Genomic DNA, 15,995 nt, shown 5'->3' on the forward strand with positions numbered 1-15,995 from the left:
TGACTCCCTTGCCTGAGTCAGCGCATACTCACCGTCACGACGTTGGCCGCTTGCCCATCCACCTGCAACGAAATGTTTACCTCGCCGCGTCCAGCCAGCGTGCGCGGCAACGGCCCGACGTTGAGTTGATCCAAACCGACCAGTCCTTCGACCGCGCCGATAAACGCCACTTGCGTATCTGTGCCGCCGACTTTTGCCGACGCAGCGGACAGGCTGCTGAAATTGCGCGCGCCGGTGCCGAACAGGATCAAGTAAAGCTGTTCGCCTGCCGGCCCTAACGTGAGCGGCAGCGGCACGTAACGCTGTAATGCTGTGTCATAGCTCGACACGAGTTCGTAGACTTGCGAACCATCGGTTTTGACGCGCAAAGCCAGCGCCGCCGCAACGCCTTGTCCGTTGGCATTGGCGGCGAAGAGGCCCGGCACGATGCGCGCGATTTGCATCGTACCCGTCGAGACCGTGCCGTCGCCGCTGGCGATGGTGAGCGTTGCCGCGCCGACCGCAGTGCCCTGCGGCAGTTGATAATTGATTTGATTCGCCGAGACAAAGAACAGCGGCGCGAGGCGTTCCACGCCCACACTATCGCGGACTCTGACCGTCGTGCCCGCCAGCGTAGTCGGCAACGGCACACTGGACGCAGATTGCGTCGTCGTCGCCATCCCCGTGCCGAACGCGGCGATGATGGATTCGCTCGCCAGTCGCTCCGCCGCAAAACTGGCCGCCGAAACGCAGGCCACCGCATTCGCCAGGTTGATCGTTCCATTCGTGTACGTGCCGGTCAGCGAATTGGCATTCACATCGGCCATCTGGCGGCGAATGGGCTGATCGCCAAAGCTGATGGCCGTGCTCGCGGTTATCCCTGTACTGGCCGCATTGAAACGCACCGTCACCAGCGCGCGGGTTCCGGCGGCAAAGCGTTCGCCCGCTGACAGCGCCAGCGCGATGCCCAACCGCCCAGCCGCCGTCTGGCTGGTATTGAGAATCAACAGCGCGTTGCTCGCGCTGCTGCCGGTTTCCGCCGAAACGTAACTCAACACGTTCGGGTCGAATTGCAGGCTGAAGCCGGCCGCGTTCTCATCGCCTTGGGCTAGCAACTCGACGCTCAAGGCATTGAGTTGTCCACGCACAAAGGTGGTATTGACGACGCGCAGAGTGCGCTGTTGTTGCTGTATCGCGCGGGCCAGCGGCCCAGACACAGGCAGGCGCGCCCTAATCACTGACCACTGACCACTGGCCGTTGACGTTGGCGCGCTCGGCCCACCGACGGTTTGCACGGCATCCAGTGCCGCGTAATAACGACCGGCCTGCACCCAATCATCTACGGCGACGACGCCGTCGCCTTTGACATTGCGCGGCGCACAGTCAGCGCGTTGGAATTCGCTGCCCGCCGCCGGTGTGTCGAGCGCCGCCGCAAAGCGTCCGACCATCACCCAATCGTTGATCGAAACCGTGCCGTCGTTTTTGCCGCTGGGACGCGGCGTCACATCGGCTTCGTAACCGCGCAAGATCGCGATGGTCGCGCAGGTGTCGGATTGATATGTCGCCGTCAGGATTTGCGCGTTGGCATCGGAAACGCGCCGCAAGATCGGCGTATCGGTGAAGCCAATCGTCGTCGAAGTCGCCGAGGTCGTCGCCGAGACGGTGAAGGTAACAACAGCAATTTGACGCACACCTGCCGCAAAGCTCTGGCTCGTCGGCAAGGCGAGCGCGATGCCATAACGGCCTTGTGCGACTTGATTGGAGTTGGTATTGAGCACACTGCTCGCGGCATCGCTGCCTTTCGCCGCTTGCGGATTGCCAAGCACCGCCGGATCGAAGGTCAGCGAAAAACCGAGCGCGTTTTCATTGCCTTGCGCAACCAGCTCGACCGGCACAGTCAATGTGCCGCCTAGCGAGGCCGAACCGCACACGACGCGCACGATGCGGCCAGACGGTTGTGTCACAGTGAAAGTCGCAGTGCGCACTTCGTTGCAACCGGACTTGATGATGGTGATCGGCCCTGTCACCGCGCTATTGGGCACAGTCGCGGTGATTTGCGTGTCGCTGTTCACCGTGAACGTAGCGACAGCCTCATTGGCAAATACGACCAGGTTAGTGCCGCTGAAATTCGTGCCGGTAATCGTGACGGTCGAGCCAGCCGCGCCGCTGGTGGGGTTGATGCCAGTGACTGTTGGACAAGCAATACCGCCTGTTACGGTGAATGTCGGCGTATTCACGTCCGCACAATTGGGTTTGCTGAGCGTGATCGGGCCGGTCACAGCGCCATTCGGGACGGTGGCGATGATGAAGGTATCGCTCATCGGAACAAACGAGGCAGCGACATTGTTGGCGAATTTCACGCCGCTCAACCCACTCAGGTTCGTGCCGTTAATCATGACATTGGCGCCGACGCCACCGCTGGTCGGACTGATGCTGCTGACGGTCGGACAATTGCCGCCGCCTTGGGTAATGGTGAAATTCTCAGTCAGCACCTGCGTGCCTTTGATGAAGACGCGCACCAGCCAATTACCGGGCAGGGTCGCCGCTTGCTGCCCGGCGATTTGGATTGCATCCCAGAAACAGGCTTGCCCCTGGGCCGCTTGTGCCAGCGTGTAGTTGAACGTGCGATAGATCGTGCCGTTGGGATGCACCCATTCCCAGCGAATCGCATCGTTGACCGCCACGCCGGAGGCGAACGTCCACTGAATGGCTTCGGTGTCGGTCGTCGTGAAGCTGGTTTTGACGGTTGGTTTGACGCACGCGCCGGGCACCGGCCCGCCAGTCATCGTATGATCGAGAATCATCACAGTGCCGCCCGTGCTGACGCCATTGCCCGCCAGCGCCACGGTGACGGTGGGGCGTGCGGGATCGCTGCTGTTCATGGTGAGCGTGCCGCGTTGTTGCCCCGTAGCCGTGGGTGAGAAACGTACCGTAATCATCTGCGTCGCGCCTGCATTGATGGTAATTGGTGTGGTCGTGCCAGGCGTGCTGAAGCGCGCATTGTCAATTGCCAGCGAATTAATGGTCAGTTGCACGCCGCCGATGTTGCGCACCGTCAAGGGCAGGTCTTTGCTCTGATTGACAGTGACATCGCCGAATTCCAGCAGCGTGGGTGCGACATCAATCAGCGGCGTTTGTTCGGTGAGGGTCAGCGATTCGGCATCAATCGCGGTGGCGTGCCGTTTGTTGTCGCCGGTCTTGGTCTCGGCCAGATAGCGCACCACGCGCGGGCCTGGCGGCGTGTTGTTCCCTCGATCCCTGACGTTGCTGTTGGAATAGACATCGCCGCCCATCGGCAACAGCACGGGTTTCGCCGGGCCTACGTCACCGATCAAATATTCATCCAGACCATTGCGCAGGATGGCGGCAGAGACGCGGTTGATGCCCGTGCTGGCGGTCGCTTTGACTGTCAGCGTGGCGGTCGAACGGCCATTCGTGAGCAGGAACGGCGGGTCAATCGTGGGATTGCTCAAGTTCGGCGCGCTGCCCAACGCCGTGGTGATCTCGCACGCCGCCAGTTGCTCAAAGTTGTTCGCATCCTTTACGAGATAGCTAAAGCGTGTCGCGGCGGCATTCATCGAAGGAATATACAGGCCGTCGTAAACCACGTGCGGCGGATCGCCGCTCAAGGCTCCGAGGCCGACGCCCAATTGCAGCACGCGCCGCGTCGGCGTGTCATACAAATAGCTGGTGGCACCGAGCAGCAGCGTCGAGCCATCGCGATTCAGAAAGATGCGATAGGAAGCGTGTCCGGTGTTGGGGAAGTCCTGCGGCGGAGTGATCTGATTGCTGGTGACGATGACCTGTTTCCCCTGGCCGTTGACGTTGTCGAAATTGATCACGCCCACTTCATAATTACCGCCGGTGGGCTGCGTAATGTCGTAGCCCACCTTCGAGCCGTCGGCGCTGATGGTGACGTATTGCACGCCATAGTTGCCGATCGTTTCCAGAATCTGGTGCAACCCTTGCAGCGCGCCGCCCGCATACTGGCCCGCCATCACCCGTAACATTCCTTGCGCCCGCACGACGAAGACGACGCGCGCGCCGTCCAGCGAAACGTCCAGCCCCGGCGTGCCCGACGTGAAGAACTCAACGTCGCCAGCGGGGAGGCCGATCACACCCGCGACTTGCTCCGGCGAAGCGATGCGCTGTGGCGTGCCGCCGGTGGCGTCCACCACATAGAGGCCCTGCCGGAATTCGCCGACGTCGCCACGCAATTGAAAGAAGACCCGGTTGCCATCGGGTGCCAGGCGTATGTTGGGGTATTCAATACCGGCCTTATCCCACACCGTCACCGGCCCGCTGCCCGTTTTATACACACGCACATCGCTGCCGAAATTGGTACCGCCGCCGCGCACCGTCAGCACGCTTGCGCCGTCATAACTGATGTCCGTTTTCTCCGGCCTGTCAGGGAACGACGCAATCTCGCGCGTATTCGTGCCGTCAAAGCTGGTGACGTAAACGCGCGCCGGATCGCCAATCGTCAGGTAAAGGATTGAATTGCCGTCGCCGCTGATGAGCGGGTATTCGCGCACCACGCCTCGCTGAGTGGTGGTGAGTTCGTGATAAACCAACGTGCGAAGGATCGTGCCCGCCACTTGCGGGCTGTCTGGCGCATTGCTTTGCTGCGCCCGTGAAATTGGCAGCTTCGCCAGCCACAGCACTGCGGCGAGGCTGAAGAACAAACTGAAAAATACTCGGCGTTTCATAACTCCCTCCTCTTAAACAAACCGGAGGAGCATTGGGCAAACGCAACGGCTTGCCACAGCACTCCCCCTCAATCTTTTTAGCGCACACTGACCGTCACAACGTTGGCTGTCTGCCCATCCACTTGCACCGCAATGCTCACCTCGCCACGCCCAGCCAGACTGCGCGGCAACGGCCCGACGTTGAGTTGATCCAACCCAATCAAGCCTTCGACCGGCCCGATATAACCGACCTCGGCGGTGGTGCCGCCCACGCGCGCTTGCACATTCGCCAAGCCGCTGTAATTGCGCGCACCCGTGCCAAACAGAATCAGGTAAAGCTGCTCGCCTGCCGGCCCCAACGACAGCGGCAGCGGCACGAAACGTTGTTGCGCAGCGTCATACGTCGCCACCAATTCGTAAACCTGCGAGCCATCGGCTTTGACGCGCAAGACCAGCGCCGCCGCGACGCCCATGCCGTTGGAATTGGCGGCGAACAAGCCAGGCATCACGCGCGCGATTTGCATCGTGCCCGTCGAGACCGCGCCGTCACCGCTGTTGATGATGAGCGTCGCCGCGCCCGCCGCCGTGCCGGGCGGCACCTGGTAATTTACTTGGCCTGACGAAACGAAGAAGAGTGGCGCGAGACGCTCAATCCCGGCGCTGTCACGCACGCGCACGGTCGTGCCCGCCAAACTTGTCGGCAACGGCACCGTCGCCGCCGCTTCCGTTCTGATCGCCAGACCTTGGCCGAATCCCGCCACGATGGATTCGCCGGCCAAGGCCGTGCCGACGAAGCTGGCCGCTGAAACACACGCGACGGCATAGCCGACATTCACGCGCCCATTGGTTAGATTGGTTTGCACCGTCTCGTTGAGCAGGCAGCGTTGCCAGGTCAGCGCCGTGCTCGTGCCGCCCGCGCCGGTCACGTTGAATTTCAAATTGAGCAGCGTGCCCGCACCCGTCAGTGGTTGTGTGCCAAAAGCCGAGACGCGCAAGCGCCCCGGTTGCGGATTGGCGGTGATCGTCAACGTACTGCTCAGCGTATTGGCCGCATCGTAAGGCGTGCTTTGCGCCTGCAACACGTTTTGATCGAAGACCAAATCGAAGTCGTAAGCGATCACGCCCTTGCCGCTCAGGTCGCCCACGGTGATCGGGATGGTCACGCTCGTGCCGGTCGTCGCGTTGAGGTTTGGCAATGCAATGCTGACTTGTTGCGCCGGACTGCTGGTGCGCGCCAGTTCGTCAAAAGCCGTCGCCCCGGCTGCCCAGTTGCCCGACACATCGCCGACCAGCACGGCATCGAAATTCTGGTTCGTCTGGTTGCTGCTCAGATTGGTGTAGCCGCGCGTCGGCGGCACGAACTTCCAGGTGCCCGCAATGCTGGCCGCGTTGTTGATGCCGACGACGTATTGCGCAATCAGCGCGGCGTCGAACGAAGACAGTTCGCCGTTGTTGCTGGTGTCACCGGCGAGTTGCTGGCACGTGTTGAGCGTGTTGATACCGACGACGTGTTGCGCCACGAGCGCCGCATCAAACGAGGCGAGGCCATTCACATCGCCCGATTTGGCGGGCGTCAGCGTGTAATTGCCGCTGTTCAGATTGGGCAGCGTGTAACTGCCGCTGGTGTTGGTGGTGGCCGAAGTCGTCGCCGAACCTGTGACATTGACGGCGACGCCGGGCACGGGTTTGGGCGTGATGCAATAACTGACCGCGCCGCTGAGCGTGCCGCCGCCGGTCACACAGGCGCGCCCATTCGTCGTGGTCGAACAGGGCGTACCTTCGTTAAAGCGGAAACTGGTGAAGCTCAGATTGCTGCACGCATTGGCCGCCCCCAGCACATCGAATTTGACGTTGAGTAGCACCCCCGCACCGGTGAGCGCCGTCGAGCCGAAGCCCGAAATGCGCAATTGCCCGGCGGCAGGGATGTTGGTCGTGATGGTGAAATTACTGCTCAGTGTGCCTGTCTTGTCGGTCGGCGGATTCTGCAAGCGTAAGACCGCCGGGTCATAGGTGAGCGTCGCGTCATAGGCGATGACGCTTTTGCCGGTCGTATCGGAAGCCGCAATCGGCGCGGTCAGCGTCGTGCCCGCGCCTGCGGTGAGATTGGAGGCAATGACAACATCAATGCAGGGGCCTGCCGTCGTCACGGTGAACGGAGATGTTTGCACATCGGCGCAACCGGTCTTGCTGAGCGTAATAACGCCGGTCACCGCGCCGCTGGGCACGGTCGCGGTGATTTGTGTATTGCTGTTGACGGTGAATTGCGCGCTGACATTGTTGGCGAAACGCACTGCCGTCACACCCGTGAAGTTGTTGCCTGTGATCGTCACCGTGCTGCCTACCGCGCCGCTGGACGGCGTTAAGCCGCTCACCGTCGGACACGACGGCGTGACGGAAGGCACGTTGAGGTTCAGTGTGTAATTGCCCGGCGTCCCCGCGTTGGCTTCGATCAGATAAGTGCCGGTGTAAGGCAGCACGTAAAAGCCCGTGCCCGGCGGGATGCGCTGCGTGCCGTTCCCTTCATATCCCACCACGAACGAGCCGGTCGGCCCATATAGGTACAAGCCAGTCGTGGTAGTTTGGGTGACGGTTTCAATGGACACCTGCTGCCCGGCTTGGCCGCTGAAGGAATACAAGTCGCTGAAGCCGCCCGCGCCCGAGGCGCAATCGCCCACGGCCCACGCGGCATTCGTTGTCGAAGGCACGCCCACCGGCGTAATTGGGCAATTGCCGCCCGTGCCGCCTTGCACGACGGTGACAAACTTACCACCGATGACGAGTCTGCCGAGGCGGAAGCCCTGGCTAGTGTTGCCGCTCACGGTGTAATTGACCGTCCCGTTGCCGCTGCTGCTCGCGCCGCTATTGACCCTGATCCATGAAGAAAGAGAATTGGCTGTCCATTCACAACCGGTTGCCGCAGTCAGCGTCACATTGCCATCCCCGCCCACCGCATTGAACGCGGCTAGCGTGGGCGCAACGTCATAGCTACACGCCGGGCCGCCACTCGCGGCGGTCAGGCTCAACACATAGCTGCCGGTTTCATTGGCGTTAAAGGAACTGGCTTCGATGATGTACGTGCCCGTATACGGCAACACGTAATAGCCGCTGCCCGCCGGAATGCGCGAACTGGTCGTGCTGCTATCGCTGTCATCATTGGAACCAATGATCGAACCGTTTTCGGCGATTAACACCAGATAAGCGTCAAAGGCCGTCGTGGTATGTGCGATGGCGATGCGTTGGCCGGCCTGGCCACTGAAGGAATACAAATCGGCATAGGCGTTCTCGTCAATAACCGAACGGCAATCCGTCGTGCTGAGCGTGGCGTTGACGGTTTGTGGAATAGTCAGCGGCGTCACCGGACAATTGCCCAGTGAACCTGCTTGGGTAATCAAGACGTAATGACCCGCGACCAGCAAACCGCCAACGCGGCTGCTGGGGCTGGTGTTCGCTTGCACAGTGTATGTGACCGTCCCGCTGCCCGTGCCGCTGTTGCCCGCCGTCACGCTCATCCAGGCCACACTGCGCGTCGCCGTCCAGCCGCATTCGGCGCTGGTGGCGACGCTGATCGTGCCTGTGCCTCCCGCCACACTGAAGGCTTGTGTCGTTGGCGTTACGGCGTAAGTGCACGTGCCGCCACCGCCACCGCCGGGCGAAACGGTCAGGTCGTATAACACAGGCGAGGTCTCACCCGTCGTGAGTTGCAACGTGACTTCGATCTGCAAGTAACGATTGGCCGGAATCGCGTTGAAGGCCGCGCCGTTGGTGACTTGTTCCCAATTCGACCAGCTTTGTTGATTGGCTGAACTGCGCACACGCGCCTTGATGGAAGTCCCGGCGGGTTCGCTGCCGTTCCAGCGCAACGTGCCCCACGTCGTGCTGGCCGCGCCCGCATCGTAAACGACCGTCCACGTGCCGGTGCGCGAGGTGACGGTGCGCGCGACCTTGCCGGTCATGTCGCTGTAACCGTAATGGCCGCTCGTGCCGTTCAGCGTCTTCGACAGATCAACCGTGTTGGTGGCCGGGTCAATGCGCCGGATGGTCGCGTCGCTGCGATTGACGACCCAAATCTTGCCGTTCTGATCTATCGCCACGCCAGAGCTTTCGCCGGAGCCGGTATTGATCGCGGTTTTCGGCGTGCCGTCGTTCGCCCAGCGATGCACGCGATTGGAATTGCTGTTGGCAATCCAAATGTCGTTGTCGTCTGATACCACCACGCCGCGCGAACGGTATTCCAGGTCTTTCGTCCATTCGACCTGATTGTTCACGACGTTGATGCGCGAGATTTTTGAGCTTTCCCAGCCGGTGGCGAAGAGGTGATCGAGCTTGTCAATGCCCAGCCCGTAAACCTGATGGTTGGTGGCAATCTTGGTGAGCGCGCCCGTGGCCGGATTGATTCTGAGCACGAACCCCGTGGCGACATCCGCCGACCAGAGCGTGCCATAACGATCAATCGCCGCGCCGTATGGGTAGTGCGATTGCGGCGCGACATCAATCGTGCGCACAATCGCGCCATTCGCGCTGGCGATGTTGAAATACTTGCGGTCGCGATAAACACCCGCCCAAATGTTGCCGTTGGCATCAATCGCCATGGCCCGCGTACCTTCATCGCCATACGCCGAATAGTTAGTGAACGCGCCCGGCGTAAACGTGCCTTCCTTGCCTGCCGCCACGATGACTTCGCGCAAGACGCATTCATCCTTGCCCCAATCGAGCAATTCCGCGCCCGTGATGTCGCCGTCGCCGTTGGTGTCGCGCGAAGTCTCGATCACGCTATTGCCATTGCGGTCTACGCAATCGGCCTCGGCCAGCGCCACTTCGACCACGCTGGCGTAATTGCGATTGCCGACCCAGCAATTGCCCTGCAAATCCACCGTCGTGCGCGAGGGATTGGAACTCGTGCCGCCGCCGGTGCGATAGCGGCCCGCCTCGCGGCCCGTGCGCGTGTCCACTTTTGAAATCGAACCTTCGTTTTGATTGGGCACCCAAATGTAAGGTGGGATGCCGCCTTCGCGCGAAAGCTGCAATTGATTGGGCACGGTGGCGGATTCGACACCGACCAGCACGCCCTCCGCGAAATCTGCGTTGGTTGAATACGTGCGCCCTTGCTGTAGCGCATCGGCCCGACTAGCCTCGGGCCAAATAACCAGCCAAGCGGCGATCCCGACTAACAATGAACTTATCAATGCAAAGACCATGCGTTTCATACACGTCTCCCTGCGGGCCATTGGCCCACTTCTCCTAAAGTGTTTTTTTGAAACCCTCGTGTTATTTGCGCACCCAACAGATGCGTTTATTGTTATGGCAAAGAGGCAATGCATGTGCCGCGGTAGAATTGGTGTTTTTGAGCAGTTGGGCAGGCTGAAGTGCGGATTCTCAACAGGGTTGCGTTGCTGCTGAAGATTGTATTGGTGAAACCCGGATCGGCTTGCACTGGCGGCTACGGTAAGGCGCGCGGCTTGTCATTACCCACATTTGCTCTCTTATGCGCCGGAGGCGCGGCGGATATTAGCCGGTGGTGAAACCACCGGAGGCCTGTGGTTATTGCCTTTGCGCCCCGGCAGGGGCGCGGGACGAGACATGACCGGCAGTGGATTTTGTGACCTGACGCTACGTCCGGCACCCCTGCTGGGGTGCAATGTTATGCCACTCGTTCCCAGTGGTTTCACCACCGGCTAATATCCACGGCCCTTTCAGGGCCAAAAACAAAGACCGCTAAATCCGGAAAATGTGGGTGATGACAAGGCGCTCAAGTTTCCATACCTTGCGCCGCTCGTTCTTCAGCCAATTGGGTCTCGAATTGTTCCAAGGCTTCCAACGCCTCGCAGCCATAAATTGCCGCCGGGCCGCCGCCCATCATCAGCGCTACGCCGATGGTTTCGAGAATTTCGGGACGGGCGGCCCCAGCGCGCAAAGCATCGTGGACGTGCCAGGCGATGCAGCCATCGCAGTTCGTAGAAATTGCAATGCCCAGCGCAATCAATTCTTTCGTTTGCTTACTCAAAGCGCCAGCGGACATGGCACCTTTGTGCAACTGCGTAAATCCGGCCAGTGGCGCGGGCAGTTCTTTGGTCAATTTATGCAGCAGCATCCCCAAATGCTGACGCGCGCGCGGATGATTTTGTTCAGACATAGCCTACTCCTTTCGCTCTTCTTCCTTTTGGGGTGCTGGCTTTTGGGATGCTGGCCGGTTCCGCACAATCAGTACTGAACATGACGCGTGCGCGGCCACAGCTTGCGAAACGGCGCCGAGCAACAGCCGCCCCAACGCTCCATAGCCATGCGAGCCAAGCACAATTAAATCCGCACCCCAGCGTTTGGCCTCATCCACAATCATGCGGCGCGGCGCGCCTTCGATCTCTGCCGCAGTAATGGCCAATGATTTCTCCGCGAGGTTCGCGCGCAAGACACCAGCCGCACGCTCAACGATCAGATGCGCACGCCGCTGCTCATACTCGACCGCCGCTTGGCGCTCAGAGAGCACAGCAAACATAGGCTCAGCCGCCACCGGGAAACGCGCCGAGTAGGCAGAGATGATGCGCACTTCGCTGCCTGCGGGCCAAAGGCGTTGCGCAACAGCTTGCACGGCGGCTTCGCTGCACGGCGAGCCGTCAATTGCCAATAAGACCTTCATCCGTACACCTCTAAAGAATGTGGGAGACAAGAAGAACCATCTCATTGGCCGAACTGCCTCCCAACATGCCAGCGACAATTACCTTAGTCGCTTAGAGCGGGTTGCACTTTGGTGTACGGGAAAAAAGCGCGGCTTGGGACAGTACCGCGCGCGTCAGCAAGCGGCACATCCAGTCAGGCCCAGCGGCATAAACACGTCGTCTCCGCTTGCTGACGCGCGCGGTACTGTCCCGGCGCAACCATCCCGTATATGCAATTGCAACCCGCTCTAATACAGGAGTGCTCCCCCCGGTAACACTCCTGAAAACGAAATCCAACTCACTCTGTTATCAAATTCAGCCAGCAGGAGGGGCAATCCCGATGCCGCGAATGTTTTCGTGGATTCGCCCGGAAACTCGAGCGGCAAGGCAAGCTGTCAGCGGATTCTCGCCCGCAGTTGGGGGAAAAGTCCCAGCCAGCATAAACGTCGGCAGTATGCGGTAAGGCTAAATCAAATTACGTGGCCAGTTTGAAAGGCTTCAATCTCCGCCTCGCTAAAATTCAATTCGCGCAATACCTCGTGCGTGTGTTCGCCCAGCAACGGCGCACGGCGGCGTATTTCGCCGGGCGTCGCCGAGAGTCGCACGGGCGTATTGGCCAACGGGACGGCAGCGGGGCTGCCCGGATAATCAACGTATTGCAACAACTCGCGCGCCTGCACCTGCGGATCGTTGAGCACCTCCTGCAAGGCATAAACCGGCCCGGCGGGCAGCCGCACGGCTTCGAGTTGTTGCAAGGCTTCGGCGGTCGTGCGCGCCGCCGTCCAGGCGGCCATCACGGCGGTAATCAAGTGATAGTTGTCGCCACGCGCCAGATCATCGGCACAGCGCGGATCGGCAATCAAATCGGCGCGGCCCACCAACCTGGCCCAGCGTTCAAACATCGGTTGGCCAATCGCCTGCACCACGATCCAGCCATCGCGCGTGCGGTAGGTGTCGGTGGGCGCGGCGTGCAAACCCGCGTTGCCGCGTTGCTCGCGCACGATGCCGGTGACGTGGCGTTCGGCCAGCAAGGATTGCATCAGCATGACGCCCGTTGCGAGCAGCGCGCCCTCGACGACTTGCCCCTGGCCGGTGCGTTGCCGTTCAAACAGCGCGACCATCGTGCCGAAGGCGGCGTGCAAGGCGGTGCCGAAATCTTCAAACGCGACGACGCTGCGCACGGGCGCGCCGGGAAAACCCGTCAAACTCATCGCGCCCGACATCGCCTGGGCAATCGTGTCGAAGCCCGCCCGCCTGGCATAAGGCCCGGTCGAACCGAACGTCGAGATCATCGTCAGGATGATGTCCGGCTTGCTCGCCGTGAGTGACTCGTAATCAAGGCCGAGCTTTTGCAACACGTCCACCGGCAAATTGGCGACGACGACATCGGCGCTGGCCAGCAGGCGGCGTTTGATTTCGCCGCTGTGCGGATGGGCCGGATCGAGCGTCAGACCGCGTTTGTTGCGGTTCATATTCATAAACAATGCGCCATCGCCCGTTTCGCTGAGCGGCGCGAGCTGGCGGTCTTCGCCTCCGTCGCGGCGCTCGATGCGAATGACATCCGCGCCCATATCCGCCAGCAAGGCGGCGCAATACGGCCCGGCGATGTAGCGGCCAAAATCGAGCACGCGAATTCCTGCGAGTGGTTTGGTCATCTGTTTCCTCAGCAAGTTCTCGCCGCAGATTAACGCAGGTGTTTGCGGATCAGCGAAAAGCGCGTTGATCTGCGGCGGGGCTTTTTATTGTTTCAGTGCGTCGCAGCGCGACAGGCAAAACTCCTTTGCAAAATCCAGCTTGTGTATCAAGAATGCAGGGGCAGCGGCGCACACTGTACCGTAGGCTGCCAGCCTGCGGCGAGCCTTTACGCCAAGCTTGCTGGCCGAAATCACAACGTTCAAGCGCCCGCAGGCTGCGGCACATTTTTTTGAGGAACACCGCCAATGATTCGTCCCTTTGACTACACCGGCATTACCCGCGATGAGCAAGGCATCCTGCGTTACGACAACCTGCCGGATTCGCTGGTCGCAATGTTTCGCCGCAGCGTTGACCGCGCGCCCAACGCCGAAGCCATCGTCGAAGCCGGCGGCCCGCGCATGACCTACGCCCAGGTTTGGGACGCCGCCGCGCACATCGCAGGCGGTTTGCGCGCTCATGGCATCGCACCCGGCGACCGCGTGGCGATTCAACTCGGCAACGGCTTGCAGTGGTGTCTGGCTTTTATCGGCATTCAAATGGCGGGCGCGCTGGCGGTGCCGGTCAACACGCGCTTTACCGCAGCCGAGGCCGCCTACGTTATCGCCGATTCCGGCGCGCGTTTCTCATTCCTGCCCGGCGCGGCATTGCCCGACGGTGCGCCCTTTGTGATCGAAGGATTAAAGCGTGATGGCGTAGCCGCGATCTTTTACACCAGTGGCACGACCGGCTTTCCCAAAGGCGCGCTGACCACGCACGAGAACTTTCTTTCGATTGTCGAATCGCGTTTCCGTATCGTGCCGCTGCCGCGCGATGGCAGCATCCGCACGCTCATCAGCATCCCGCTCTTTCACGTCACGGCCTGCAACGCGCAGTTTCTGCCTACGCTCGGTACGGGCGGCGCGGTCGTCATCCTGCCCGCGTTCGATGTCCAAGCCTTCCTGCGCGCCATCGGCGACGAGCACATCAACCAACTCACGACCGTGCCCGCGATTTATTGGCTCGCGCTCAATCAACCCAACTTTGCCGAATTTGATACGACAGCCATCCGCTGGCTGTCGTATGGCGGCGCGCCGATGGCCCCTGAACTGGTGGGCCGCATCATCGAAGCCTTTCCCAACGCCCGCGTCGGCAACGGCTTCGGCTTGACCGAAACGTCTTCGGTGGCGACCTTCTTGCCGCACGATTTTGCGCGTGAGCGACCCGAATCGGTCGGTTTCCCAATTCCCATCACGGAGGTAGACCTGTTTGAGCCGGATGCCGAAACGGGCATCGGTGAACTACTCATTCGTGGCGCGAACGTCGTCAAAGGCTATTGGAACAAGCCGGAAGCGACGGCGGAGACATTTGTGGATAGCTGGTTACATACGGGCGACATGGCGCGCATCAGCCCGGAAGGCTTCATCCAAATCGTAGACCGCAAGAAAGACATGATCTGTCGCGGCGGCGAAAACGTTTATTGCGTCGAAGTCGAAAACGCCTTGGCCGCGCATCCCGCCGTGTTTGAAGTCGCGGTCATCGGCGTCCCCGACGTCGTGATGGGCGAAAAAGTCGGCGCGGTCATCTCGCTGCGGCCCGGCATGCAAGCCGAACCGGAAGACATCATCACGTTCGCCCGCACGCGGCTGGCCGATTTCAAAGTCCCGCAATACCTCAAGATTTACAGTGATTCGCTGCCGCGCAATCCCAATGGCAAAATCGTGAAGCCGCGACTGCGCAAAGAAGTCGTGTGGGATAAACCCATTCGCTAAGGCATTGGCCACAGAGGCACGGAGCCACAGAGAGAAATCACACCAGAGCAAACTGTCCGGACTTACCTCTGTGGTTCCGTGCCTCTGTGGCTAATCCTCTTCCAAAAACACTGCTCAATAAAAGCCACAGGCCGACAGAGTCTTTCGTCTTCACGAAAATCCCTGTCGGCCTGGGTTGTCTTAGCGATTATCTCTGGTTGCGCTTAGTAACGGCGACCACCACCGCCGCCGCCAAAGCCACCGCCACCGCGTCCGCCGCCACCACCACGTCCGCCGCCGCCGCCACGATCTTCGCGGGGCTTGGCTTCGTTGACGGTGAGGGCGCGGCCGCCGACTTCCTTGCCATTCAGACCTTGGATCGCCGCTTGCGCGGCTTCTTTGGAATCCAGTTCGACAAAGGCGAAGCCGCGTGAACGGCCCGTGTCACGATCGGTGACGAGGCTCGCGGAGCTGACTTGGCCGTATTGGCTGAATTCATCTTGCAGATCCTGCTCCGTCGTATTGAAGGCCAGGTTCCCGACATATAATTTCACTGACATTTGATTTTCCTCTCAATGTAATCGAAGCGGCCGAATGCGCGGCGGAAACGGTTCCTATTCACGACATTCGACACTCGCATCAACGAGTGGCTTCTTACCGTTACTACTCGCCAACCCTCTGGGCCTAATAACGCCAGTCACGCTTGACGACGCATCACCGTTGAAGCCCAGCAGAGCAAGCTCGCGTTGAAGAATTGACCAAACTTTGAGATTGAAGGAAAAGCTCGTGGCGGTCTGTTAAGGAAGGCACGGACTGATTTACGCAACCAAAGAGGTTATATTTCAACTGCGGACACCATAGCACAGAAGCGACCCGCAATGTTGCACCATCTGCGGCACTGGCCGAAAAACTCCGGCGCGCCAAATTTATGAACCTTTCCCGCTTCTGCCACGCTTCTGTTCCACTCTCGTTGGGTTTGTTTGTTATACTCAAACAATGATGAACCAACCAAACAATGGAGCAACCTCGCAGGTAATCTTGATTCTGGCCGGCACGAGCACGCAATACACCGAAGCGCGTAGGCGTTTGGAGCTATTGCCCAAGGAAGCCAGTTGGCTGACCCGGCCTTCGGGCTTAAAGGAATTGCAGCGGCCCAAGGTCTATCGCTTTGGCACCTGGCGTGAATTGGCGCAAATCGAAGCGGTGGAATTGGCGCTGACCGAGATCAAAGCCGAGATTGTTGATCTATAGCCTGC

At 60.4% G+C, this 15,995-nt stretch carries 8 protein-coding genes; 2 read left to right on the top strand and 6 right to left on the bottom strand.

The window, feature by feature from the left end; all coding sequences use genetic code 11:
* Positions 1–17: 17 nt before the first annotated feature.
* The 5 genes from HY011_21195 to HY011_21215 form a co-directional block, all read right to left on the bottom strand.
* A complete protein-coding gene (locus tag HY011_21195) occupies positions 18–4,688 on the bottom strand; it encodes a choice-of-anchor D domain-containing protein (protein ID MBI3425447.1) in 4,671 nt (1,556 codons plus the stop codon).
* Positions 4,689–4,765: 77 nt separating this feature from the next.
* Positions 4,766–9,871 carry a hypothetical protein gene (locus tag HY011_21200; protein ID MBI3425448.1) on the bottom strand — a complete coding sequence of 1,702 codons (5,106 nt, stop codon included), beginning with the start codon at positions 9,869–9,871 and terminating at the stop codon, positions 4,766–4,768.
* A gap of 542 nt (positions 9,872–10,413) precedes the next feature.
* Positions 10,414–10,797: a carboxymuconolactone decarboxylase family protein gene (locus HY011_21205; GenBank protein MBI3425449.1), complete on the bottom strand. Its 384-nt coding sequence runs from the start codon at positions 10,795–10,797 to the stop codon at positions 10,414–10,416.
* A 3-nt stretch (positions 10,798–10,800) separates the two neighbouring features.
* A complete protein-coding gene (locus HY011_21210; protein ID MBI3425450.1) occupies positions 10,801–11,298 on the bottom strand; it encodes a universal stress protein in 498 nt (165 codons plus the stop codon).
* Between the two features lie 489 nt (positions 11,299–11,787).
* Complete coding sequence (locus tag HY011_21215) at positions 11,788–12,972, bottom strand: CoA transferase (GenBank protein MBI3425451.1); 1,185 nt, start codon at positions 12,970–12,972, stop codon at positions 11,788–11,790.
* Positions 12,973–13,257: 285 nt separating this feature from the next.
* Here HY011_21215 and HY011_21220 point away from each other — a divergent pair, with 285 nt between their 5' ends.
* On the top strand, positions 13,258–14,760 hold the full coding sequence (locus tag HY011_21220) for an AMP-binding protein (GenBank protein MBI3425452.1): 1,503 nt from the start codon (positions 13,258–13,260) through the stop codon (positions 14,758–14,760).
* Between the two features lie 203 nt (positions 14,761–14,963).
* On the opposite strand, the gene HY011_21225 is transcribed toward HY011_21220, so the two are convergent.
* Positions 14,964–15,299, bottom strand: a complete 336-nt coding sequence (locus HY011_21225; GenBank protein ID MBI3425453.1) for an RNA-binding protein — start codon at positions 15,297–15,299, stop codon at positions 14,964–14,966.
* 436 nt (positions 15,300–15,735) lie between these two features.
* Here HY011_21225 and HY011_21230 point away from each other — a divergent pair, with 436 nt between their 5' ends.
* Entirely contained in the window at positions 15,736–15,990 is a 255-nt protein-coding gene (locus HY011_21230; protein MBI3425454.1) for a hypothetical protein, read from the top strand.
* Positions 15,991–15,995 lie beyond the last annotated feature (5 nt).

It is taken from the genome of Acidobacteriota bacterium, from assembly GCA_016196035.1.
In the GTDB taxonomy this organism is placed as follows: Bacteria; Acidobacteriota; Blastocatellia; order RBC074; family RBC074; genus JACPYM01.